The following is a 21,886-nucleotide window of genomic DNA, read 5'->3' as shown; positions in this document are numbered from 1 at the left end:
TCAGCCTCCGATGAACGCTTCGCGGAACGCGTCGATGGCGACGCGCAGCGAGAGTTGCGGTTGGTCGAGGTAGCTGACGAGCTTGCTGATCTGCTGATCGTTTTGCGCATGGGCGTCGATCCACTCGGGATCGTCGATGTCGATGTTGTGGGCGGCGTAGGTCTGCGGGTCGACCACGCTCAGCAGCGTCTTGGCCGACGCGCCGTTGAAGCCGATGATGAGCCGTTCGCGCTCGGCGATCGTGCCGATGAAGATCGCGAGCTCGAAGTCGGCCTGCGCGACGAACGGCGCGATCAATTCGAGCCAGAACGCGGCGACGAGGCTGCGGTAGAACGGATCGACCGGCAGCGGCAGCGTGAGGCCGCGTTCGATGTGCGACGAGCCGCTCTGCATCACCGGCCGCAGCAGCGAGCCGAGCGCGAGCATCGCGCCGCGCAGCCGCACCGGATGGCCGCTTTCGAGCAGCATCTGCTGGAGCCCGTACAGCGACTGGTGCTCGACGAAATCGTTGAAGGTGCCGTCATGTGACGTGCCGGGGCCGCCGACGTCGATCGGCACCTGCGTGTCGCCGAGCGCCTGCAGCGCGCCGGGCGGTTCGTCCTTGCCGAGCAGCGGCGGGATCTGCGTGGCGACGCGCGACCATAGCCGCGCGAACGCGAGCGGGCTGCGCGCGAGGAACGCGATCGGCCGGTCGACCTCGAGCGCGGTCGCGCCGAGGAACGGGAAGCGGCGCATCGACACGTCGTGGCTCGCGACCATGTGGCCCGCGATCGCGAGCTTGCTGCGCGAGCCGAGGAACGCGAAATGCATCGGCTTCGCATCCTCGTAGACGATCTTCCAGCGCGGATCTTCCGCGAGCAGCTCCAGCGCCTGCGCGATCCAGTGGTCGAGCGTCTGCAGCAGCTGCGGATTGTGTGCGCTCTTGACGAAGTCGCCGCGCGACGGAATCTTGCCGAAGTAGGCGATTTGCGCCTGAACGGTTTGCGTCATTGCGCCCCCTGTGCATTCGTTGCGTTGGCGGCCGCGACGGCCGGCGCCGCGGCCGGCGTGCCCGTGCCGGCGGACTGGGTTGCATTCTGCGCGGCGCCGGTGCTCGCGTCGGCGACCGACGACGGCAGCTGCAGGCCGCGCAGGCTCTGCTGCTGCGGCTGGTCACCGCCGCCGCTGGACGGTTGCGACGTGCTGATGATGCGCATCGTCACCGACACGTTCACGCTGCCCTGCGCCCACGTGAGGTCGAAGGTGCCGTCCGGGCGGCGCTTGCGCTGCGCCGAGTTGATCAGCTTCTCGAGACCGTAGCGGCCCGGCTCGTTGACGAGCTGCACCGTGCGGCCGTCGAAGGTCGTCGCGGACAGCGTCGCGCCCGGCGAGCCCTGCGGGTTCGGCCACACGAAGTTGGTCCACTGCGGCGGCGTGTTGCGGTAGCGCAGTTGCTGGCCGTCGATCGCGATCGTGTATTCCGTCGTACCCGTGCTCGGCTGCGGCAGGATCTGGAACACGGTCTGCGGCTCGGACGACGCGGCCGCGCTGCCGGCGGCACCGCCCGCGAGCGGTGCGACCCAGCGTGCGAAGCCGTTCGTGAAGTCCGGCGTGAGGCCGATGCCCATGTCGCCCCACGTGCGGGCGGCGAGCGTGTCGCCGCGGCGCACCGCGAGCGGCCCGAGCGTCGTGCCGACGAACTTCGCGATCGAGCCGTCCGGACCGAACACCTGGGCGATCTCGCCGGCGCCAGCCTCGACCTTCGCGCTCGCCGCGAACGGGTACTTCGTCGCGAGCGAGTTCTGGAACGGCTGGTAGACCTGCGCGTTCCACACCTTGTTGACTTCGGCGCTGGCCGGCTGGATCACGACCGCGAACGCCTGCATCAGCGGCCGCACGAGCAGCGGACGCAGCGACTTGCGTTGCGAGTCGGTGAGGCCCGTCAGCATCTGCTCGTCGACGAGCTTCAGCGAATCGGCGAGTTCCGAACCGTTGCCGTCGAGCGTCTGCTGCATCAGCTGGCGCGCGCCCGGGCCCGGGTCGCCCTGGTTCTTGATCACGTTGAAGCGGGTACGGACCTTCGACAGCGAATCCATGTAGCCCTTGAGCATCGACGTGCCGTCATGCGTCGCGACGATCCGCGCGAGCCCGATGAACTCCTGGCCGATCGGACCCATCGGCACCTCGGCCGGATTGCCGTTGATGTCGATGTTGGCGGCCGCCACCTGGCCGGCCTGCGAGCGCGTGAACAGCTGCTTGACCCAGTTCACGACGCCCGTCTGCGCCTTCTTGATCGCGACGTTCGCGAGCGACGGGTTGTCCCACGAGGTCTGGTCGTACGCGGTCTCGAGGATCTTGCGGATCGGCGAATCCTGCGGGTCGCCGAGGCGGTTCATCCCGTCGACGGCCTGGCCGAAGCTGCTGAAGCCCTGCACCGCGATGCCCTGCATGAACTTCTGCCAGTGCTGCGCGTACTCGGTCTTGTACATGCCGACGAGCGTCTTCTGGATCTGCTCGGGGCTGCCCTCGAGCGTCAGGTCGTCCTGCGTCGACGTGTTCAGCACCCAGTCCTTCGCCTGCAGCTCCTTGGTCGCTGCGTCGCGGATCGCCGGCTGCACGTAGTCGAACCACGCTTCGCGCGTGAACGTGCCCGGAATCGCATAGCTGCCGGCCACGAGCGACTGGTTGCCGTCGCCGACGATGCGCGCGATGGTCATCGGCGCGAAGCGGGTCGACGCGCGTGCCTTGATTTCCTCGTAGACGCGCTGGCGGGCCGGCATGCCGCGCACGACGCGGCGCAGGTTCTCGCGGGTCTGGTCGACGAGCGCGAGGTTCGCGTCGATCATCGGCCAGTCGTTGTCGTTCACGCGGGACAGGTAGAACGAGATCATGCGCTCGGCGCTCTTGATCATCTCGTCACGCGGCATGTTGCCGCGATTCGTCTCGAGCCAGCCGCGCCAGAAGCGGGCGAGCTGGTCGGTCAGGTGCGCCTGCTCGACGTGACGCTTGTCGGACAGCATCAGGTACGTCTTCAGCGCGTTGTACGCGTCCTGGACGTTGGTCGGCGACGCGTCGCTGTAGAGGCCGCCCTGCGGTGCGGCAGCCTGTTGCGGGGCGGCGGCCGGCGCTGTGCCGGACGCGGCCAGTGCGGCGCCGGCCTGCGGCGCGGCGCCTGCCGCGTTGGTCGAGACCGGAATCGCGCCACCCTGCACGGCGCCTGATTCGGGCGGGCGCGTCATCGGCACGAGCTGCTCGGGGTGCGCGTTCACGTCCTTCATGAACGACGCGAGGTTCTGCGACACGGGGGCCAGCAGGATCTGGCGCACGCCGTTGTAGTACTCGGTCAGCAGGTGCTGCTCGAGACGGTCGCCCTGGTACAGGCCGAGCGACACCGACAGCGGCTTGTCGCGGCGGAACTGCTCGAGCTGTTCGATCCGGTCCTCGAGGATGTCCATCGCCTGCAGGCGCGACTGCAGGTCGTTGCGGCCCTGCTGCAGGCGCGTGACGTTGTCGAGGTCGGCCTGCACGTTCGACACGAGCTGCTGGTTGCCGATCGTCGACCAGGTCCAGCCGCCGAGCGCGAGCGCGAGCGCCGCGACGAAGCCGAAGAAGGTCGCGTAGCGCAGCCGCGTCTTGGTCGGGCTCGCGAACTGGCGCACCGTCTGGCGGTCGGCGAAGATCACCTTCGAGAACAGGTCGCGCAGGAAGAAGCCGTTCTTCGAGAACGCGCTGTGCGGCTTCGGCAGTGCGTTTCCGTCAAGGCCGAAGCGGTGCGCGATGCGCTGCGCGGCCGCGCTGTTGGTTTCGCCTTCCTGCAGCGCGCTGGTGAAATAGAAGCCGCGGAAGATCGGCTTGTACTGGAACGGGTTGTTCTCGAACAGCGTCGCGAGGAACGCGCGCAGCGACGGCTTGATCGTCGAGAATTCGAGCGGAAAGCTCAACTGGCCCGGCGACAGCTGGTTGCCGCGCGACAGCGACAGCTGCGCGACGCTGATTTCCTTCAGCCCTTCGTACAGCTCCTCGAAGTGCGTGTCGAACTGTGCGACGACGTCACGCTTGTCGTCGGGCTCGTAGGGCAGGGTGGCGCCCCACACGCGGTCGTACTCGTGCTTGTCGCTGCTGCTGAAGAACTCGGTGAAGCCGGTGATCAGGTCGGCCTTCGTGAACATCACATAGACCGGCGCGAACACTTCCAGCTTTTCGGTCAGCTCCTGAACGCGCTGACGGAGGTTTTTCGCGAGGTTGATCGCGAACTCGGGGCGGTTGCCGGTGAGTTCGGCGATGCTCGCGGTGACGATGATGCCGTTGATCGGTGCCTTCGGGCGATAGCGCTTGAGCAGGCCGAGGAAGCCGAGCCACTCGCTGCGGTCTTCCTCGTGCACCGAGTAGCGGCCGGCCGTGTCGAGCAGGATGCCTTCGGTCGTGAAGAACCAGTCGCAGTTACGCGTGCCGCCGATGCCGTGGATCACGGCGCTGTTCTTGTCCGCGAACGGAAATTGCAGGCCGGAGTTGAGCACGGCGCTGCTCTTGCCCGCGGCCGGGTTGCCGATCACGATGTACCACGGCAGTTCGTACAGCGCGGAGCCGCCCGACACCTGGCCGATCTTCGAGGTCTTGATCGTCTTCACCGCATCCGACAGGCGCGTGCGGAGCACGTCGAGGTCGGCGGTCTTCGAATCGGGCGCGAGCGCGGCGGCGGCGGGCGCGGTGATCTTGCCGGTTTCCGCCTGCTCTTCGAGCACCTGGCCGAGCTGCTGGTTCGCGCGCTTCACGCGCCAGCGGCGCCACAGCGCGACGACGAGCCACAGCGCGAGGATCGCCGCGAACGCGATCGCCGCCCACAGGAGCGGCAGCTGCAGCATGTCGGCGACGATGAAGAGGATCGCCGCTAGCGCGACGATCCCGACAATCGAGAGCGTACGCGGATGAGTCAGCACGTTGAGGATGCGTTGCATAGGACGTTCAGGTTCCGGTGCGATTCGGTGAGGCGACGCAGGCGCGCCGAGCGGCAAGGGTGGCGCCGCGATGTGTCGCCATGCTGTCAAACGGGATGAAGGGGGCTGGCATCAATGCGCCCGCGGCATCGGAGAAGGCGCGCGCATTAATGAAAGGACGCTGTGAGATTTAAAACGGAAGCGGCGGCCGGAAAAAATCGCGCACCGGAATGCCCGATTTTTTGTGTCGCCCATATCGTTTCCTGCCGCGATATTAAGAAGCCCCATGCCGCCCTCATTATTTCCTGTCCGGCAGCCCTGGCTAGCTGCCGCGTCCCAGTTTAAAACCGGGTTTATGGTATTCCACGTGCCCGAGATCCATCATTTTCCATCGGCCGCCCCAGGTCAGTCCGACTTCTTCGGCGACCTGGCCGTACAACTGGTAGCCGCGCATCGCCCAGGGATCTTTCTCGGAAATGACCAGCTTGCCGTCGCGCAGGAATGCGTTGTCGGCCGCCAGCCCGAATTGGTGATAACTCTGGAAGGCTGCCGCGTTGGTCACGTTGCCGCCCATTTGCGCCAGCCGGTTCTGCCGTTCCGGGCTTCGGTACCCTTCCAGCAGCGCCATTTCATAACCGTGCTGTTCGTGCATGATCTTGTAGACCAGCAGCAAACGCGTACGGAAATCCGGGTCCAGCAGGTTCCAGTCGCGGCTCGCATCCTTCAGCGCCGGGCGTATCTGCTCGACTTCCTTGGTGGCGAAGACTTCCGGCGGCAGCGGCGGCGGCGGCACGAGCTGCTCGCCCTGCAGCAGCGCGGCGATCTTCTCGTCGGGCACGCGCGCCGTGTCGTCGTACTGGAACAATTGCCGGCCGCGTAAAGCAATGGCGACCAATGGCGGCGTCGCAAGAATACCTGCCGATACCATAATCATCAAGCGCCGGCGAACCAGTAAATTTTGCACATCGTTTAATGCGCCGCGCGTCGCGCTTGCCGATTTAACAATCTGACTCCGCGTACGCGCGGCGCGATCGTTCGCACGGCGCGTAAGACGGCCGTGAAACTGGGCGACGGATTCGAAAACGGTCGCGCGGATACCCGGTAAAAGCAACAGTGCCGCGACCGCTACGGCAAGGGCGAAATAGGCGACGAGTGCGACGGCAATCAAAGAAATCCCCGGAAATTGGAATTGATTGTGTTTTGCAATGCTTGCTCTTAGAATCAGGCTGCTTCGAGAGGCCGGGCTATATTATCGCGGTGAATTAAACCAGGATTCAATGAGACGCTGAATGAGTGCGCCGGAAAATTCAAATTCGAAAACTCCGCCCAGCCTGCTGTCCGATACGAAACCGGCAGGCGAGGGAGGACCTCAGCAGTCGCGCATTCTCGCGAATCTGGAAGGCCGTGTCACGCCGCCCGCCGAACCGCCGCGCCGTTCGCTGAAGGCGCCGATCGCCGCTGTCGTCGCACTGGTGGTCGCCGTCGGCGGCTGGGGCGCGTGGCGCATGCAGCAGCACTCGGGCGAGCAGGTCGTCGCCGCGACGGCCGCCGCCGAGCCCGCCGCAGCCGCGCCGGCCAAGGCCGTACCGGCCAGCAGCGCCGCCGCGCAGGTCGCGCAGAATGGTGCATCCGCGGCGCCCGCCGTCCAACCGGCCACGATCGTCAACGACGATTCGGCTTCCCAGACCGTTGCATCCGCACCGGCCGCGTCCGCCGCGGACGGCAGCCGCCTGTCGCGCGCACTGGCCAACGGCGCCGCCGACGCATCGGGCGCAGCCACCGCCGGTGCAGCCGCAGCCGCCACGGCCGCCGCCGTCGCGACGACCAAAGCTGCGAAGGCCGATGCCGCGAAGAACACGAAGGTCGCGGCGCACGGCAAGGCCGACACGAAGGCCGAATCAAAGGCCGAGGCCCGCAAGCATCGGAAGGAACAAGAGGCGGAGCTCGCGCAGGCGAAGAAGCGCCGCGACGCGACGTCGACCCGTACCGCGAAAGCGGCCAAGGACGATCCGGATGCCGATCTGCTCGCGGCGCTCGTCGCGCGCACGAAGCCGGCCGACAAGAAACTCGCCGCGCAGAAGGGGCAGGTCGTGCCGACCAAGACGGCGGCGACGACCGGCTCGCTGTCGTCGCGCGTGAAGGAATGTTCGGAACGCGGTTTCTTCGAAGACCAGCTGTGCCGCTGGCGCGTGTGTGACGGCCACTGGGGCAAGGACCCCGCGTGCCCGAGCGCCGCGCAGTCGGAGACGCGGCAGTAACGCGTCTTGCACCTGCCGCCATGCATGGTCCGCGCCGCCCGTTGGGCGGCGCGTTGCTTTGGGGGCGAGGAGGCTGCCGGTATGATGCGGCACGATGCTGTCACGCGCGCGTCACGCGCGTCGGGCATACGTCTCCTTTCTTTTCCCGGCGCGGGCCCGCGACCCGCGATGTGCGGCGCGTCGCGCGCCGCACGACCTTCGACACGATGGACCTGATCGTACAGACTTACGGCGCCGATACGTCCGGCATGGTGTGCGGCTTCCGCTTCGTTCCGGGCGGCTCCGGCGCGACGCTCGATGCCGACGCGGCCGCCGCGTGGCTGCGCACGTGCCGTGCGCACGATGCGGGCGCGTCGGGCGATTTCGTCTGGCTGCACTTCAATCTCGCGCATGGCGCGAGCGAGCGCTGGATGCGCACCCATCTCGGGCTGCCCGACAGTTTCTTCGAGTTTCTCCACGAAGGGTCGCGTTCGACCCGCATCGAGCAGGAAGACGGCGCGCTGCGCGCGATCGTCAACGACGTGATATTCAATCTCGAGCTGACGCCGTCGGAAATCGCGACGCTGTTCGTCCACGTCGAGCAGCGCATCATGGTGACCGCGCGGCTCAAGCCGCTGCGCTCGGTCGACACGCTGCGCGCGTGCGTGCGCGACGGCGAGCAGTTCAGGTCGCCCGCGGAACTGCTCGTGCACCTGCTGCGCGACCAGGCCGACCTGCTGATCCAGATCATGCGGCGCACGAGCATCGACGTCGATCGCATCGAGGATCGCTTCCTGTCGCAGCGGCTCACGTCGAGCCGCATCGAGCTCGGGGCGATGCGCCGCACGCTGACGCGCCTGCAGCGCATGCTCGCGCCGGAACCCGGTTCGATCTTCCGGCTGCTCGCGAAGCCGCCCGCGTGGCTGCACCTGGAAGACGTGCAGGAGCTGCGCGAATCGACCGAGGAGTTCTCGCTGGTGCTCGCCGACCTGGCGGGGCTCAACGAGCGGATCAAGCTGTTGCAGGAAGAGATCGGCTCGCGCCTCGACGAACAGAACAACCGGACGCTGTTCACGCTGACGCTCGTGACCGTGATCGCATTGCCGATCAACATCGTCGCGGGCTTCTTCGGGATGAACGTCGGCGGCGTGCCGTTTTCCGAAAACAAGCACGGCTTCTGGCTGATGGTGCTGCTCGTCGCGGGCTTCACCGCGCTCGCCGCATGGTGGGCGTTCCGCCGTCGCGACGACCGCTAGCGCAGCCGCGGCCGCGGCTGCCGCGGCGGCCCGTCAACGCAGCAGCGCGATCGCGCGCTCGCCGATCACCATCCCGAGCAGGCCGACGAGCGCGACGAGCGGCGGGGCCGGCGAGCGCACGTGCAGCAGCGCATACAGCACGCCGACGCCGAGGCCCACTGCGAGCGAAGTCACGTAATCCATCATGGCGGTCTCCCGTGTAGTCCGGCGTCAGGGCTTGAGGATCACGCGCTCGCGCGCACCGGCCAGCACCGCGCGGTACGCGTCGTGCGCGCGCTCGAGCGGGTACACGTAGTCGTCGCCGATCGGGAACGGGCGCAGCGTGCCGTTGCCGAAGCCGGGCGCGAGCGTGTCGAGGATCTGCGCGACCGCCGCGCCGCCGAGCTGCAGCGAATCGATGCCCACGAACGTATGCTGGCCGCGATAGAACGCGAAGATGTCGAACGGCACGCTGCGGTCGATCGTCGAGATGAAGATCTGCCGCGCGCCGATCGCCATCGACGCGTTCGCGGCTTCGAAATACGGGCTGCCCACCGTGTTGTAGACGATGTCCGCGCCGTGGCCGCCGGTCGCCGCGCGCACCGCGTCGGCCACCGGTTCCTTCGACGCGTCGATCATGTGCACGTCGCCCGACGCGTGGCCGCGATAGCCGCCGGCGCTGCGCTCGACGCCGATCACGGTCGCGCCGTGCGCACTCGCGAGCTGGATCGCGGCCTGGCCGACCTTGCCGTTCGCGCCGAACACGAGCACGACGTCGCCGGCCGCCGGCATGCCGGCCCGGCGCAAGCCTTCGTACGCCGTGACGAACGGCACGCCGACGCCGGCCGCTTCGTCGAGCGTCAGCACGGCCGGCTTGCGGCGCACCTGTGCCGCATCGAGCACGAGCCATTCCGCGTGCGAGCCGTTGCGCCCGACGCCGAGATCGCCGCCCGAGCCCCACACCGGCGCGCCGATCCAGCCGTCCGGGCCGCTGCGCACGATGCCGGCCCAGTCGCGCCCGGGCGTGCGTGGCCACACCGCGTGCGGCATGCGGCCGAGCGCGGCCTTCACGTCGCTCGGGTTCACGCCGGCCGCGCGCACCTCGATCAGCATCTGGCCGTCGGCCGGGACGGGCGTGTCGATTTCCCGGACGCGCGCGTCGAGCGACTCGATGTCGGCGGCGGGGGCGTCGAAGCGGATGCTGCGCATGATGATCTCCGTGACGGATGGCTGCCGTGCGGCCCGGCGGGCCGGCGCGTGCAGCGGATGAAAAGGATGGGTGCAGTCTAGTCGGCGCGATTTGACGCGGAAACATGCAAAGGCGGATGATTGTTTTGCGATAAACGCATAGCCAAATCCGAAGGCCCCGCATGGACGACTTCCTTTCCCCGCATCTCGCGCTGTTCGTCGACGTGGTCGATCAACAGAGCTTCTCGGCGGCCGCGCGCCGGCTCGGCGTCGCCGCGTCGTCGGTCACGCGGCGCATCGACCGCCTGGAGGCGCAGCTCGGCATCCGCCTCCTGCATCGCACCACGCACGCGCTGCGGCCGACCGAGGCCGGGCAGCTGCTGTACGAGCGCGCGACGCGGATGCTGGCCGAACTGCGCGGCCTGCAGGAAGACCTGCACAGCCAGCACGACGAGCCGAGCGGGCTGCTGCGCGTCGACTGTCCGGCGCCGTTCGGCCGGCGGCACCTGATGGCCGCGCTGGCCGCGTTCATGCAGCGTCATCCGGCGCTGCAGGTCGACCTGGTGCTGACCGACAGCATGGTCGACCTGCAGGGCGCGCGGCTCGGTACCGACGCCGACCTCGCGGTACGCATCGGTCCGCTCGAGGACACGCGCCTGGTCGCGACCGTGCTGGCGCCGCAGCGGCGCGTGCTGTGCGCAAGCGAGGCCTATCTCGCGCGGCGCGGCGAGCCCGCATCGCCGGATGCGCTCGTCGCCCACGACTGTCTCGCGTGGCACGGCGCGCCGCCGCCGGGCGCGTGGCGCTTCGGCGAGCGTCGCCACGTGCCGGCGCAGCCGCGGTTTCGCAGCAATCATTCGGAGGCGTTGCTCGAGGCGGCGCTCGACGGGCTCGGTCTCGCGCACCTGCCGACCTGGCTCGCGGGGGACGCGCTGCGCGACGGCCGGTTGCGCGCGGTGCTGCCGCAGTACGCGGCAGCACCCGAACCGGCGACGATTCACGTGCTGCGCCAGCAGGCGCGCGGCAGCGCCCGGACGTCGAAACTCGTCGCGTTCCTCGCGACGTGGTTCGCGCAGCCGGCGTGGGATGCCGCGTGGGCGTGACGGCAAGCGGGCGCCGGCCGCAAGAAAAAAGGGCCTCGCACGCGAGGCCCGTCAAAGGTCGGAGAAACCGGTACGCCGGCCGGCGCCGCAGGCTGCGCGGCGCCGGCCGGCTGCGCACCGTTACTGCGTCACTACCTTGCGCGGCTTGAAGACGCCCTGGTAGTGCAGTGCCGGGCGTTCCTTCGTCGTCAGCTCGACGCCGCCGAAGGTCGGCGTCTGGCGCAGCTTCATCGCGGCCGGCGAAGCGACCGAGCCGATCGACGTCGAGCGCGAGGCCGGCGCGAGGTTGTTCGCGACGAGCAGCGCGGCTTCGCTCTTCAGGTTCGCCAGCAGCACCGGATCGGTCGAGCCGTTGACCTGCGTGAGCAGCCCGCTCCAGGCCGCGTCGCTGTAGTTCACGACGTAGTAGTCGAGACCGCTCGGGTCGGCGACCACGCCCGTGCAGCCGTCGATCCGCGTCTGCGTCTGCGTGTCCTTCAGCGCGAGCGTCGTGCGTTTCGCGAGACCCTGGCCGTACGCGAGCGTGATCGGCACCGTCCACTGCACGCCCGGATACGCGTTCTTGTTCGGGAACGGCTGCTGTTTCAGCGTGACGACCGTCTGGTTCTTCGTCAGGTCGCACTGCGTGTCGAGCGAGATCAGCGGCACGCCGGTCTGGCGCACGTAGCTGTCGCCGATCGCGCCGATCGACTGGCCGCTTTCCTTCGACAGCGCATCCCACAGGCGCTTCGGCGTACCGTTGCCGAACGAGTAGTCGACCAGGTACTGCTGCAGGCCGCGGCGCAGCGTCTGCTCGCCGAGATAGTTCTCGAGCGTTTTCAGCACGTGGCCGCCCTTGTCGTACGTGAACGCGCTGGCGCTCAGCACGAAGTCGTTCGACGCCCAGCCGTTGAAGTTCGGCGCGACCGGGAACGCGTTCGGGCCGATGTCACGATTGATCACGCGGTACTTGTTCTTCACCTGGTCGAGCCAGCTGAACTCGTTGGGGAAGAACTGGATCGTCGTCTTCGTCTCGAAGAACGTCGCGAACGACTCGTTGAGCCAGACGTTGTCCCACCAGTCGGCCGTGACGAGATCGCCGAACCACTGGTGCGCGACTTCGTGCGTCAGCACCTCGTTTCCGTAGTGCGACATCGGCTGGCCCGGCTGCGGCAGGATGTCGTCGGCGAACTCGAGAATCGAGCCCCAGTTCTCCATCCCGCCGAAGTTCAGGTCCTTCTGATCCTTGAACGCGTCGTTCGCGGCCACCGTGTCGAACTTCGTCAGCGGCAGCGCGATGCCGGTGTAGCGGTAGTAGAAGTCGAGCGCCTGCTTGGTGCGGTCCATCGCCGGCTTCGCCCAGTCGCTCATGCCCGGCGGCGTGAACACGCGCAGGTGCAGGCCGCCCTTGCCGCCCGGCAGCGGGCTCGTGAAGTCGTCCTCGTACGTGTCGAACAGGCCGCCGCCGAAGAACAGCAGGTACGACGGCATCGGCGGGGTCTTGTCGAACTGCACGAGCTTGTAGCCGCCGCCGACGTTGGTCGACGGCTTCTCGGCCGCGTTCGACACGACGCGCCAGTTCTGCGGCACTTCGGCCGTCACTTCATAGGTCGGGCGGAAGGCCGGTTCGTCCCAGCCGGGGAACCACTGGCGCGACAGGTTGGTTTCGCCCTGCGTCAGGATCGCGCCGCTCGTCTTGCCATCGGTGCCCTTCAGGTCGACGCGGAAGATGCCTTCCGCGGCCGAGCAGCCCGGATACGGATCGTCGCCGCAGCTGCCGCCCGTCTTCGCGACCGGATCGTCGTACGACTTGAAATTGATGATGCCCGACCATTCCATGTGCAGCGAATAGTTGCCCGGCGAGATCGTGCCGCTCACGGGGCGCAGCTGGTAGAAGTCGCCCTTGTCCTGCGGCGTCGCGATCAGCTGGATGTTGCCCGGCTGCAGCGTGATGCGGCCGTTCGTGAACTTGATCCGGTGGCCGGCGATCACGATGTTGTTGACCGGCTTCAACACCTTGATTTCGACGTCGGCGCGACCGTCGAACGCGTTCAGCGCTTCGTTCGGGCGGAACCACAGCCGGTAGTTCACGGGCACCACGGTGTCCGGCAACTCGACAGGCGACACGCTCTTGTCGACGTTGGATGCGCTCGGCGGCGCGGTGACGGCGGGCGACGAGCCCGAATGCGGCGCGCCGGCGGAGCTGAGCGCGGAAGCGGAGCCCGCACCGCCGTCGTCGCCGCCGCACCCGGCGAGTGCCAGTGCGGCGACGAGCGGCAGATAACGCATCTTGCGAATATGGATCGACATGACTGAAACCTCGATTGTAGAAAGAATCGTTCAGTGCTGCGAAAACGCCGGACAAAGCAATCCCCTCGCCGTTAATCAACGACGAAAAAATGGCAATGACGGATTATTCGAAAAAAGCGGCGGCCGACTACGTGAAGGTAATCATGGTTTACTGCCCCCTCTGGATTTCCGGATATTGGTTAACTGGCCGGTTCAAAATGGCCGGACGCGTGTTGTACTGAATTGATTTCGCGCGCACGACACGGGGCCGCACGCCCGGCGCGGGCGCGCAATCCCTTTGAACCGACGACCTACGGGGCTGGCCGGGCCAGTCCGCAGGACGGAAGGAAGGCGTGTTGCCGTTCCGTAAATTCGCCGTCATGCGGCTTCAAGGTTTGTCGGCTTGCTCCAAGGATGCGTAAATATACTTGATGGTTTTGGGTAAAGGAAACGAAAAATTTAGAAAGAGCATCTATTGATTTCTACGCGCTTCATTGAATGCTGGAAGTCGTTAATACGCTTCAGTCTGGCTGATGATTTCGTAGTTTTAATCTATTAACGATCTTGTGTTGCTGCAGAAACTACGAAATCCGGCGTGGCGCGGCACGCTCGGTACAATGCATCGACGACCCGTTCACCGATCGCCGCGAGGAGGCCCTCCTATGCCACGTACCCCGTTTCGTTTCGCGCCGCTGCGCGCCATGCTGATGTTGTTCGCCGCCGTGCTGCTGCTCGGCGGTTGCGCGGGGCTGACGCGGGCGCCGCTGAGCGTGTCGGTGGCCGGGCTCGATCCGCTCGTCGGGGAGGGGCTCGAGATGCGCTTCAACCTGAAGTTGCGCGTGCAGAATCCGAACGATGCCCCGATCGACTACGACGGCATCGCGGTTGCGCTCGACCTGAACGGCACGCTGTTCGCGAGCGGCGTCAGCGATCGTGCGGGCACCGTGCCGCGTTTCGGCGAGGCCGTGCTCGACGTGCCCGTTTCGGTATCGGCTTTCGCCGCCGCGCGGCAGGCGTGGAACCTGCCCGGCGCGGCCGCGAGCGGCGAACTGCCGTATGCGCTGCGCGGCCGGCTCGCGGGCGGCGTGCTCGGCACCGTGCACTTCAACGATGCAGGCACGCTGCGCATGCCTGCCATGCCGGGGTGGGGCGGGTAGCGTCTCGGGTCATGATTCAATGTCGGTCAAATGTGAACAAAATTCACCATTTGACGGTCTTCAACGCTTATCTCAATGGCATGTCGATTTTTGTCGGCGCGGCCCCTACACTTGCCGATGTCCGAGGGTCGGACATTCTTTTAGGGGAAATCCATGGCGGCAAAATTCGAGCTCATGAAGGCCACGAACGGTCAGTACTACTTCCACCTGAAGTCGGCGAACGGCGAGATCATCCTCGCGAGCGAGCGGTACGAGGAGAAAAGCGGCGCGAGAAACGGGATCGCGTCCGTACGGGAAAATGCGCCGCTCGACGAGCGCTACGAGCGCAAGCTCGCCCGCAACGGCGAGCCCATGTTCAATCTTAAGGCGGCCAACCACCAGATCATCGGCACGAGCGAAACGTACAGCAGCGTGCAGGCACGCGAGAACGGCATCGCGGCCGTCAAGCGCGATGCACCCGTTGCGGAAACGTTCGATCTCGCCTGATTGACGGTTGCGCCGCGGCGAACGCTTGCGGGCAGGCGCCGCGGCGCCCGTTTTGCCCGGTCGGGCAAAGCGCGGTATGGTGTGGTCCGCGCGGTGAATTCCCGCCGCCGTTGAAGCCAACCGTAACCGAGTTCGCGTGACCGATTCCCCTGTTTTCCACTGGACCGACGCCGACGGCGCCGATCATGCCGTGCGCTGGCGCTCCGAAGCCGGCGTGCAACCGCCGAAGCGCGCGGTGCCCGCCGACGATCGCCTCACTGCCGACGCGGCCTACCGCCTTGCGTGCGAGGGCACCGCGCTCGTCTGGCAGGGCGACTTCCAGAACGCGCGCCAGCTCGTGCAGGCGATGGCGCGCCGTGTCGAGCGCAAGCCGAAGAAGGCGAAAGCCGCGGCCGGCGTCGACGCATTCAACCTGCATCGTCTCGCGCAGTCGCAGCGCGCCCGCACGCTCGGGATGCTGCTGATTCCGCTCGACGCCGACTACACGATCCCGTTGCGCCGTGCGCCCGACGTGCGTGCCGCCTGCGAGGAGGCGTACGGCCCCGGCGGCGTGCCGTCGGTCGTGTCGCTGCGCGAACTGCTCGGTCTCGTCGGCGCACACGAGTGGCGCAAGAAGGGCGTACCGATCCCGGCGCTCGGCGGCGCGCCGATCCACCCGCACTACGGCGTGTTCTCGCCGGTGCGCGGCGAATACGTCGACCTCGTCGCGCGCGCGCCGCTGCCGGCCATGTCGCTCGCGTTCGACATCGGCACCGGCACCGGCGTGCTGGCGGCCGTGCTGGCGTCGCGCGGCGTCGAGCGCATCGTCGCGACCGACCAGGATCCGCGTGCGCTGGCCTGCGCGCGCGAGAACGTCGCGCGACTCGGCCATGCCGGCCAGGTCGACGTCGTCGAAGCCGACCTGTTTCCGGCCGGCCGTGCGCCGCTCGTCGTCTGCAACCCGCCGTGGGTGCCGGCCCGGCCGAGCGCGCCGATCGAATACGCGGTCTACGACCCCGACAGCCGCATGCTGCGCGGCTTCCTCGCGGGGCTTGTCGCGCACCTCGAGCCGGGCGGCGAAGGCTGGCTGATCCTGTCCGATTTCGCGGAGCATCTCGGCCTGCGGTCGCGGGCGACGCTGCTGCAATGGATCGACGAGGCGGGCCTCGTCGTGCGCGGCCGCGACGACATCCGCCCCGCGCATCCGAAGTCGACGGACGCCGACGATCCGCTGCATGCGGCGCGCCAGGCCGAAGTCACGTCGCTGTGGCGGCTCGGCGCGCGCGTCTGAGCCTGGCCGCGCATTTTCGGTAAACTGTCGCCATTCCTCACGAATTCCCGCCGCCGGGCCGTGGTCGACCGACCGTGGCCCGGCGCCGCATCACGATGTCGAACAAGACCCACGAAATCCGCCCGGAGCAGTCCGTCGAGCTGCTGAAGGAACTGCACATCCTCACTCGCGACGGGAAGCTGAACCAGGACAGCCGCCGCAAGCTGAAGCAGGTCTATCACCTGTTCCAGTTCATCGAGCCGCTGCTCGCCGGCGTGCAGGCCGACAAAGGCAGCGTGACGCTCGTCGATCACGGCGCCGGCAAGTCATACCTCGGCTTCATCCTGTATGACCTGTTCTTCAAGCAGCAGCCGGGGCACGGCACGCCGGCGTTCGCGTCGCACGTGTACGGGATCGAGACGCGCGAGGAGCTCGTCACGCGCTCGACCGAGCTGGCCGCCCGGCTCGGGTTCGGCGGCATGTCGTTCCTGAACCTGTCGGTCGCCGATTCGATCACGTCGCCGCAGCTGCCCGAAACCGTCGACGTCGTCACCGCGCTGCACGCGTGCGACACGGCGACCGACGACGCGATCCGCTTCGCGCTCGCGAAGCGTGCGCAGCACATCGTGCTCGTGCCGTGCTGCCAGGCGGAAGTCGCGGGCGTGCTGCGCAAGAACAAGGGCAAGTCGCTCGCGAACGCGCTGACCGAGGTGTGGCGGCATCCGCTGCATACGCGCGAATTCGGCAGCCAGATCACCAACGTGCTGCGCTGCCTGCAGCTCGAAGCGCACGGCTACCAGGTCAGCGTGACCGAGCTGGTCGGCTGGGAGCATTCGATGAAGAACGAGCTGATCATCGCGCAGTACAAGAACCTGCCGCGCCGGCGCCCCGGCGAGCGGCTGAACGAGATCCTCGGCATGTTCGGCCTGGCCGAACTGAACGAGCGCTTCTTCGTGGCGGAAGCTGCGGCGACGGGCGGCGCGGCCGTCGAGCCGGCCGAAGGCTGACACGCAGCCCGCGCGGCGCACGCCGCCCGTTGCACGCCGCACGTGACACGCCGTGTCAGACGTCGTCGCCCGGCCGGCGCATCCATTCGCGCCAGCCGTCGTGGCCGAGGCGGCGCAGCGTTTCCTGATTCCTTTCGTAGATCGCGGACGCGTCCGGGAACGCGTCGACCGCACGCGCGATGCTGTCTTCGCGCAGCAGGTGCAGGATCGGGTACGGCGCGCGGTTCGTGTAGTTCTCGATGTCGTCGGGCTCGCTGCCTTCGAACCGGTATTGCGGGTGGAAGCTCGCGATCTGCAGCACGCCGTCGAGCCGCAACTGCTGCACGAGCCGCTCGGCAAAGAACAGCGCGTCGTTGTAGTCGACGAAATCGGCGAACGCATGCGGGTAGATCACGAGCGTCGTATCGACCTGCTGCGGGTCCGCCGCCTCGAGCGCGCGCAGCTCGGTCTCGAGTTCGGCGAGCGCGTCTTCCAGCGTCGTCGCGTCGCTGATCGCGTAGCGCACCTGTTCCTTCACATAGACACTTTTCGCGAACGGGCACAGGTTGAGCCCGATCACCGCGCGCGCGAGCCAGTGCCGCGTGGCGGCGAGGATGTCGTCGTGCGATTCGGGGCGGGTGTCGGTCATCGTAAAACCAGTCGGGCGGAAGAGCGGCGAGGGCCGCATTGTAGCGGGCCCGCCGGGCTCGGGCGTATGCGCCCCGTCAAGCGCACGCGGCTTCGATCAGCTGCGTGACGAGCGCGGGCGCCGTGCCGATCGGCGTTTCGCCGTGCCGGTACGTCTGGCTCGCCGCGTAGATGCCTTCGACGATCAACGCGAGCGCGTCGGCCAGCGCCTTCGGCTGCCGCGCGCCGGCGCCTTCGCATAGCGCGACGAGCCGATTCATCAATTGTTCCTTGTTCTGCGCGACGCGCTCGCGCGCCGGGTGCGACGCATCCGGGAATTCGGCGGCGACGTTGACGAACGGGCAGCCGCGATAGTCCTTCTGCGTCGCGCGCTCGGCAAGATCGGCGAAATACTGGATCAGCTGCGCCTTCGGCTGGCCGGGATGCTTCGCGGCGCTCGTGTCGAGGCGCTCGAAGAAGCACGCGTCCATCCGTTCCAGATACGCGAGAATCAGTTCGTCCTTCGACGAGAACTGGCGGTACAGGCTCATCTTGTTGACGCCCGCGCGCTCCACGACGGCCTCGACGCCGACGGTGCGCACGCCTTCCTTGTAAAACAGCTCCTCGGCGGCGCGCAGCAGGTGCTCCTGCGCGGTGGCGCCGTCGATCGGCCGGCGCGTGCGGCGCGCCGGCAGTTTGGCGATCTCGATGCCCGACATGATGCCCCTCGGCTGCATAGTGGAATGGCTTGACATGTTACCGACTGGTCACTACGATCGCAACACACTTGTGACCGGTCGGTAACAATCGCGGCCGGATCAACAGACAAATGCCAAGCGTCGGCCCGGGTCAGCCGATGTTGAAATGTGCGGCGGAGGTGGCCTGGTTGGGGCGGGGCGGGCGCGATGGCGCCGGAACCGCCAACTGGAGAACGCGAAGATGAACTGGGCAGTGACACGAATCGGCGGGCGCTTCCACTACGGATGGCTCGCGGCGGCGGTGGTATTCCTGATCCTGTTGGCGGCAGCCGGCACGCGCGCGACGCCGAGCGTGCTGATGGTGCCGCTCGAGCGCGAGCTCGGCTGGAGCCGGGCGGCGATTTCGCTGGCGATCTCGGTGAATATCGCACTGTACGGCCTGACGGGCCCGTTTGCGGCCGCGGCGATGCAGCGCTTCGGGCTGCGCCCGACGATCCTCACGGCGCTCGTGACGATGAGCGCCGGTGTCGCGCTGTCGTCGATGATGACGCAGAGCTGGCAGATGGTCGTGATCTGGGGCCTGATGGTCGGCTGCTCGACGGGTGTCGTCGCGCTGACGCTGTCCGCGACGTTCGTCACGCGCTGGTTCCATGCGCGGCGCGGCCTCGTGATGGGGATCCTGACCGCCAGCACGGCCACCGGCCAGCTTGTGTTCCTGCCGATGCTCGCGGCGATCGCGCAGCGCCACGGCTGGCGGCCGGTCGTGCTGGTCGTCGCGGTGGCGGCCGCGATCGTGATTCCGCTGGTTGCCTTCCTGCTGCCCGAGCGGCCGGCCGACGTGCAGCTGCGCCCGTACGGCGAACCGGCCGATGCGCCGGCCGCGCCCGTCGCGTCGAAGGAGAACCCGCTCGCGGTCGCGTTCCGCACGCTGCTGATGGCGAGCCGTTCGCGCGACTTCTGGCTGCTGTTCTTCAGCTTCTTCATCTGCGGCGCGAGCACCAACGGCTATGTCGGCACGCACCTGATCGCGATGTGCAGCGACTACGGGATGAGTGAAGTGCAGGGCGCGTCGCTGCTCGCGGCGATGGGCGTGTTCGACCTGTTCGGCACGACGCTGTCGGGCTGGTTGTCCGACCGCTACGACAACCGCGTGCTGCTGTTCTGGTACTACGGGCTGCGCGGGCTGTCGCTGATCTACCTGCCGCATGCGTTCGGGATCGATTTCTTCGGGCTGCCGCTGTTCGCGATGTTCTACGGCCTCGACTGGATCGCAACCGTACCGCCGACCGTGCGGCTCGCGACCGACGTGTTCGGCAAGGCCGCGGCGCCGGTCGTGTTCGGCTGGATCGTCGCCGGCCACCAGCTCGGCGCGGCGTTCGCGGCGCTCGGCGCCGGGCTGCTGCGCGCGAGCCTCGGCACCTACACGATCGCGTCGATGATCTCGGGCGGGCTGTGCATCGTCGGTGCGCTGATCGTGCTGCGGATCAACCGCGGCCCGTCGCGCGCAGCCGCGCAGGCGGCCTGATTGCGGTGAACGCGGCCGGCCGCGCAGCCTGTGGCCGGCCAATGCAGGCAGGGAGATTTGCATAGCGCGGGAGGATCGGGCGCGCAGCCGCTCAAGCGGGTATGCTTGCGGTTCGCCGGGCGTTCGCGCCCCTTCATCGATGTCAGCGAGGAACCGCATGTCCGTCAAACCTGCTCCCACTACTGTTTCGATTCACGATCTGATCGCGGGCCGCTGGAGCCCGCGCGCCTATTCGGACGAGCCCGTCAGTGCCGGCGATCTCCACGCGGTGCTCGAAGCCGCGCGCTGGGCGCCGTCCGCGTACAACGCGCAGCCGTGGCGTTTCATCGTATTCGATCGCGCGCAGGACGAAGACGCGTTCAAGCGCGCGTTCGCGACGCTGGTGCCGTTCAACCAGGGCTGGAATGCGCCGGCGCCCGTGCTGATCGCGGTAACGGCCCACACGCTCACGCCGAAGGGCGAGCCGGCACCCACCGCGTCGTACGACGCCGGTGCCGCCGCGATGTCGCTGGTGTTGCAGGCGCACGCGCTCGGCCTCGCCGCCCACCAGATGAGCGGTTTCGACACGAAGGCGTTTCGCGACGCGTTCGCGATTCCGGCCGACGTCGCGATCCTGTCGATCATCTCGCTCGGCCATTACGGCAACGTCGACAAGCTCGACCCCGTGCTGCGCGATCGCGAAAAGGCGCCGCGTACGCGCCAGGCGATCGGCGAAGTCGTGTATGCGGGCGCGTGGAAGAAGAGCTTCGACGCGGCAGCCTGACCACGCAAGCGGGCGGGCTGCACCCTCGTGCACCCCGTTCGCGCGTGTCCGCGGCGCGGCGCACCGCGCCGTTGCCATCGGCACCCGCTGAGCGGTACCGGTGGCCAGCCCCGGTTGTGATCCCGCGGGCTTCATGTTAAAAAGCCCGTCCTTTCCGTTTTCGCGCCGGCCCTGCTGCGGCAACTTCCCATGACTTACTGCGCGATCGATTTCGGCACGTCCAATTCCGCCGTGGCGCTGCCCGACGGCGACGGCATGCGCCTCGCGCCCGTCGAGGGCGACCACCTGACGCTGCCCACCGCGATCTTCTTCAACAACGACGAAGAGACGGTCGAATACGGCCGTGCGGCGCTGGCTTCCTATATCGACGGTTTCGACGGCCGGCTGATGCGCTCGATGAAGAGCATCCTCGGCTCGCCGCTCGCGGAAACGACGACCGATCTCGGCGACGGCAGTGCGATCGCGTACACCGAAATCATCGCGCGCTTCCTGACGCACCTGAAGCGCAAGGCCGAAGCGCGCGCGGGCGCGCCGATCGGCCGCGCGGTGCTCGGCCGGCCGGTGTTCTTCGTCGACGACGATCCGCGCGCCGACCGCCTCGCGCAGGATCAGCTCGAGGCGGCCGCACGATCGGTCGGCTTCGCGGACGTTCACTTCCAGTACGAACCGATCGCCGCCGCGTTCGACTACGAATCGCGCCAGCAGGCCGAGCGCCTCGTGCTCGTCGCCGACATCGGCGGCGGCACGTCCGACTTTTCGCTGGTGCGCGTCGGGCCCGAGCGGATGGCGCGGCTCGAGCGCAAGGACGACGTGCTGGCGCACCACGGCGTGCACGTCGCAGGCACCGACTACGACCGGCGTGTCGAGCTGGCAGCGATCCTGCCCGCATTCGGCTACCGTTCGCTCGACCCGGAAGGGCGCGAGCTGCCGAACAAGATCTACTTCGATCTCGCGACCTGGCACCTGATCAATACGGTCTACACGCCGAAGCGGATCGGCGAGCTGAAGCTGATGAAGCACCTGTACCAGGACGTGCGGCAGTACGACCGGCTCACGAGCGTGGTCGAGCAGCGGCTCGGGCATGCGCTGATGGCGCGCGCGGAAGAAGCGAAGATCGGTGTTGCGGCGGGCGGGGAGACGATGATCAACCTGAACGACGTGGAAGAAGACCTGCTGATCGCATTCGATGCCGATCGCCTCGTCGATGCGAGCCGCGACGACACCTCGCGGATCGTCGACGCCGCGCGCGAGACGGTGCGGCTCGCGGGCGTGGCGCCGCGCGACGTCGGCGCGCTGTATTTCACCGGCGGCTCGACCGGGCTCGCGTTCCTGTCGGGCGCGCTCGCGGGCGCATTCCCGGACGCGCAGCCGGTATTCGGCGACCGTCTCGCAAGTGTCGCGACGGGCCTCGGCATTCACGCGCAACGATTGTTCGGCTGAATGGCAATTGG

At 67.6% G+C, this 21,886-nt stretch carries 19 protein-coding genes; 11 read left to right on the top strand and 8 right to left on the bottom strand.

Annotated elements, in window-relative coordinates; genetic code table 11:
• The 3 genes from tagF to U5798_RS24760 all read right to left on the bottom strand — a co-directional run bounded on the left by tagF (nt 1) and on the right by U5798_RS24760 (nt 6,081).
• The gene (gene tagF, locus U5798_RS24770; RefSeq protein ID WP_124453244.1) at nt 1–990 is read right to left on the bottom strand and encodes a type VI secretion system-associated protein TagF; all 990 of its coding nucleotides are present in this window, start codon (nt 988–990) and stop codon (nt 1–3) included.
• Nucleotides 987–4,934, bottom strand: coding sequence for a type VI secretion system membrane subunit TssM (gene tssM / locus U5798_RS24765; protein WP_124453242.1), 3,948 nt, complete (start codon nt 4,932–4,934; stop codon nt 987–989). Before tssM ends, tagF begins: the two co-directional genes overlap by 4 nt.
• Before the next feature lie 301 nt (nt 4,935–5,235).
• A complete protein-coding gene (locus U5798_RS24760) occupies nt 5,236–6,081 on the bottom strand; it encodes a M15 family metallopeptidase (RefSeq protein WP_124453240.1) in 846 nt (281 codons plus the stop codon).
• Between the two features lie 121 nt (nt 6,082–6,202).
• Here U5798_RS24760 and U5798_RS24755 point away from each other — a divergent pair, with 121 nt between their 5' ends.
• Together U5798_RS24755 and U5798_RS24750 are read left to right on the top strand one after the other, a co-directional pair.
• Nucleotides 6,203–7,171, top strand: coding sequence for a phage tail protein (locus U5798_RS24755; RefSeq protein ID WP_124453238.1), 969 nt, complete (start codon nt 6,203–6,205; stop codon nt 7,169–7,171).
• A gap of 206 nt (nt 7,172–7,377) precedes the next feature.
• Nucleotides 7,378–8,406, top strand: a complete 1,029-nt coding sequence (locus tag U5798_RS24750; protein ID WP_322083519.1) for a transporter — start codon at nt 7,378–7,380, stop codon at nt 8,404–8,406.
• Between the two features lie 33 nt (nt 8,407–8,439).
• Here the strand turns inward: U5798_RS24750 and U5798_RS24745 are convergent, their stop codons facing one another.
• Together U5798_RS24745 and U5798_RS24740 are read right to left on the bottom strand one after the other, a co-directional pair.
• Nucleotides 8,440–8,592, bottom strand: coding sequence for a DUF1427 family protein (locus U5798_RS24745; RefSeq protein WP_081051886.1), 153 nt, complete (start codon nt 8,590–8,592; stop codon nt 8,440–8,442).
• Between the two features lie 24 nt (nt 8,593–8,616).
• Nucleotides 8,617–9,594, bottom strand: coding sequence for a zinc-binding alcohol dehydrogenase family protein (locus tag U5798_RS24740; RefSeq protein ID WP_322083518.1), 978 nt, complete (start codon nt 9,592–9,594; stop codon nt 8,617–8,619).
• A 161-nt stretch (nt 9,595–9,755) separates the two neighbouring features.
• On the opposite strand from U5798_RS24740, the gene U5798_RS24735 reads away from it, so the two are divergent.
• Nucleotides 9,756–10,676, top strand: a complete 921-nt coding sequence (locus U5798_RS24735; protein ID WP_322083517.1) for a LysR family transcriptional regulator — start codon at nt 9,756–9,758, stop codon at nt 10,674–10,676.
• A 120-nt stretch (nt 10,677–10,796) separates the two neighbouring features.
• Here U5798_RS24735 and U5798_RS24730 read toward each other — a convergent pair whose 3' ends face one another.
• Nucleotides 10,797–12,965 (bottom strand): M1 family metallopeptidase, encoded by a 2,169-nt coding sequence (locus U5798_RS24730; protein ID WP_124453230.1) that lies wholly within the window; start codon nt 12,963–12,965, stop codon nt 10,797–10,799.
• Here U5798_RS24730 and U5798_RS24725 point away from each other — a divergent pair.
• The 5 genes from U5798_RS24725 (at nt 12,964) to U5798_RS24705 (ending at nt 16,843) form a co-directional block, all read left to right on the top strand.
• Nucleotides 12,964–13,191, top strand: a complete 228-nt coding sequence (locus U5798_RS24725; protein WP_185658184.1) for a hypothetical protein — start codon at nt 12,964–12,966, stop codon at nt 13,189–13,191. The genes U5798_RS24730 and U5798_RS24725 overlap by 2 nt on opposite strands.
• A gap of 415 nt (nt 13,192–13,606) precedes the next feature.
• Complete coding sequence (locus tag U5798_RS24720; RefSeq protein WP_322083516.1) at nt 13,607–14,101, top strand: LEA type 2 family protein; 495 nt, start codon at nt 13,607–13,609, stop codon at nt 14,099–14,101.
• A gap of 153 nt (nt 14,102–14,254) precedes the next feature.
• On the top strand, nt 14,255–14,587 hold the full coding sequence (locus tag U5798_RS24715; RefSeq protein WP_124453227.1) for a YegP family protein: 333 nt from the start codon (nt 14,255–14,257) through the stop codon (nt 14,585–14,587).
• Between the two features lie 136 nt (nt 14,588–14,723).
• Nucleotides 14,724–15,857 (top strand): class I SAM-dependent methyltransferase, encoded by a 1,134-nt coding sequence (locus U5798_RS24710; RefSeq protein WP_322083515.1) that lies wholly within the window; start codon nt 14,724–14,726, stop codon nt 15,855–15,857.
• A 95-nt stretch (nt 15,858–15,952) separates the two neighbouring features.
• Nucleotides 15,953–16,843 carry an SAM-dependent methyltransferase gene (locus U5798_RS24705; protein ID WP_322083514.1) on the top strand — a complete coding sequence of 297 codons (891 nt, stop codon included), beginning with the start codon at nt 15,953–15,955 and terminating at the stop codon, nt 16,841–16,843.
• Between the two features lie 55 nt (nt 16,844–16,898).
• On the opposite strand, the gene U5798_RS24700 is transcribed toward U5798_RS24705, so the two are convergent.
• Complete coding sequence (locus U5798_RS24700; RefSeq protein WP_124453212.1) at nt 16,899–17,471, bottom strand: DUF1415 domain-containing protein; 573 nt, start codon at nt 17,469–17,471, stop codon at nt 16,899–16,901.
• Between the two features lie 76 nt (nt 17,472–17,547).
• Nucleotides 17,548–18,168: a TetR/AcrR family transcriptional regulator gene (locus U5798_RS24695; protein ID WP_322083513.1), complete on the bottom strand. Its 621-nt coding sequence runs from the start codon at nt 18,166–18,168 to the stop codon at nt 17,548–17,550.
• Nucleotides 18,169–18,388: 220 nt separating this feature from the next.
• On the opposite strand from U5798_RS24695, the gene U5798_RS24690 reads away from it, so the two are divergent.
• The 3 genes from U5798_RS24690 (at nt 18,389) to U5798_RS24680 (ending at nt 21,875) form a co-directional block, all read left to right on the top strand.
• Nucleotides 18,389–19,672 carry an MFS transporter gene (locus U5798_RS24690; RefSeq protein ID WP_124453208.1) on the top strand — a complete coding sequence of 428 codons (1,284 nt, stop codon included), beginning with the start codon at nt 18,389–18,391 and terminating at the stop codon, nt 19,670–19,672.
• Between the two features lie 157 nt (nt 19,673–19,829).
• A complete protein-coding gene (locus U5798_RS24685) occupies nt 19,830–20,435 on the top strand; it encodes a nitroreductase family protein (protein WP_322083512.1) in 606 nt (201 codons plus the stop codon).
• A 189-nt stretch (nt 20,436–20,624) separates the two neighbouring features.
• Complete coding sequence (locus tag U5798_RS24680) at nt 20,625–21,875, top strand: Hsp70 family protein (protein WP_322083511.1); 1,251 nt, start codon at nt 20,625–20,627, stop codon at nt 21,873–21,875.
• Nucleotides 21,876–21,886: the final 11 nt, after the last annotated feature.

Source organism: Burkholderia sp. BCC1972, assembly GCF_905339605.1.
Lineage (GTDB): Bacteria > Pseudomonadota > Gammaproteobacteria > Burkholderiales > Burkholderiaceae > Burkholderia.
Note: the sequence above shows the minus strand (reverse complement) of the source record. Positions and strands in the feature narration are given on the sequence as shown.

Excerpts from the sequence above, each read along its gene's own strand:
- U5798_RS24685 (WP_322083512.1), top strand. The coding sequence starts at position 19,830 with ATGTCCGTCAAACCTGCTCCCACTACTGTTTCGATTCACGATCTGATC.
- U5798_RS24730 (WP_124453230.1), bottom strand. The coding sequence starts at position 12,965 with ATGTCGATCCATATTCGCAAGATGCGTTATCTGCCGCTCGTCGCCGCA.
- U5798_RS24680 (WP_322083511.1), top strand. The coding sequence starts at position 20,625 with ATGACTTACTGCGCGATCGATTTCGGCACGTCCAATTCCGCCGTGGCG.
- U5798_RS24725 (WP_185658184.1), top strand. The coding sequence starts at position 12,964 with ATGACTGAAACCTCGATTGTAGAAAGAATCGTTCAGTGCTGCGAAAAC.
- U5798_RS24740 (WP_322083518.1), bottom strand. The coding sequence starts at position 9,594 with ATGCGCAGCATCCGCTTCGACGCCCCCGCCGCCGACATCGAGTCGCTC.
- U5798_RS24715 (WP_124453227.1), top strand. The coding sequence starts at position 14,255 with ATGGCGGCAAAATTCGAGCTCATGAAGGCCACGAACGGTCAGTACTAC.
- tagF (WP_124453244.1), bottom strand. The coding sequence starts at position 990 with ATGACGCAAACCGTTCAGGCGCAAATCGCCTACTTCGGCAAGATTCCG.
- U5798_RS24690 (WP_124453208.1), top strand. The coding sequence starts at position 18,389 with ATGAACTGGGCAGTGACACGAATCGGCGGGCGCTTCCACTACGGATGG.
- U5798_RS24735 (WP_322083517.1), top strand. The coding sequence starts at position 9,756 with ATGGACGACTTCCTTTCCCCGCATCTCGCGCTGTTCGTCGACGTGGTC.
- U5798_RS24720 (WP_322083516.1), top strand. The coding sequence starts at position 13,607 with ATGCCACGTACCCCGTTTCGTTTCGCGCCGCTGCGCGCCATGCTGATG.
- U5798_RS24695 (WP_322083513.1), bottom strand. The coding sequence starts at position 18,168 with ATGTCGGGCATCGAGATCGCCAAACTGCCGGCGCGCCGCACGCGCCGG.
- U5798_RS24755 (WP_124453238.1), top strand. The coding sequence starts at position 6,203 with ATGAGTGCGCCGGAAAATTCAAATTCGAAAACTCCGCCCAGCCTGCTG.
- U5798_RS24700 (WP_124453212.1), bottom strand. The coding sequence starts at position 17,471 with ATGACCGACACCCGCCCCGAATCGCACGACGACATCCTCGCCGCCACG.
- tssM (WP_124453242.1), bottom strand. The coding sequence starts at position 4,934 with ATGCAACGCATCCTCAACGTGCTGACTCATCCGCGTACGCTCTCGATT.
- U5798_RS24750 (WP_322083519.1), top strand. The coding sequence starts at position 7,378 with ATGGACCTGATCGTACAGACTTACGGCGCCGATACGTCCGGCATGGTG.
- U5798_RS24745 (WP_081051886.1), bottom strand. The coding sequence starts at position 8,592 with ATGATGGATTACGTGACTTCGCTCGCAGTGGGCCTCGGCGTCGGCGTG.
- U5798_RS24705 (WP_322083514.1), top strand. The coding sequence starts at position 15,953 with ATGTCGAACAAGACCCACGAAATCCGCCCGGAGCAGTCCGTCGAGCTG.